Origin of the sequence: Bartonella sp. AP57NXGY, from assembly GCF_042195805.1 — a bacterium.
Classification (GTDB): domain Bacteria; phylum Pseudomonadota; class Alphaproteobacteria; order Rhizobiales; family Rhizobiaceae; genus Bartonella.
The window spans coordinates 1-640 of sequence record NZ_JBHIOZ010000574.1 but is presented as its reverse complement, the minus strand read 5'-3'; the positions used below and the strand labels follow the sequence as shown (position 1 = coordinate 640).

Below are 640 nucleotides of genomic sequence, written 5' to 3'. Positions count from 1 at the left end.
TTCCTAAATTCATGAAAGACAAAGGTTTTGATTATAGACTTCATGGTTTCAGATCGATTCTGCGGGACTGGATAGCATAGACAACGTCAACACCATTTAAAATTGCAGAATCTGTTCTTGCGTATTCAGTTGGGAATTCAGTGACAAAGGCTTACATGCGGACGGATTTTTTAGAATAGCGCCGTGTCCTCTTAGAACAATGGGCGTCTTTTATATCTGGAGAGGCTTGATAATTGTTATGTCTATTGTCGCGTCAGGTGTCTAAGAAACATTTAAGCGATTAGCGGATAGATTACGATATAATCTCTCTTTCCTCGCTTTAAAAGCGGGGAGGGGGTAAAGCTTTCAGTTTTTGGTTAGCCACTGTTTTATAATGTGCAAAGATATTGTCTATCGCATCCATAAGGTGTGCAAAATCAAGGATAAGCAAAAAGAGGATGAATGCTATCCACTTCATCAAACGAGACATCATTTTTACGCTTTTGTAGGTGATGATGATTTCTTGAAGGATTTCTTTTTCTGCTTCTGTAAGCTCTGTGTGTTTTTTGGATTTTTTTCTAGCTATGTTTCCACCCACACAAGCGTTCACCTAGATTATTGTGCTTTAAGATCTCTCTTGCTAAATTGGAACTGATGGCGT

At 38.6% G+C, this 640-nt stretch carries 2 pseudogenes; one reads left to right on the top strand and one right to left on the bottom strand.

Going from position 1 to position 640, the window contains the following annotated elements:
• Positions 1-179: pseudogene (locus tag ACFIL8_RS12110) on the top strand (integrase dna protein); the annotation flags it as partial.
• A 166-nt stretch (positions 180-345) separates the two neighbouring features.
• On the opposite strand, the pseudogene ACFIL8_RS12105 reads toward ACFIL8_RS12110, so the two are convergent.
• Positions 346-565: pseudogene (locus tag ACFIL8_RS12105) on the bottom strand (hypothetical protein).
• Between the last annotated feature and the right edge of the window lie 75 nt (positions 566-640).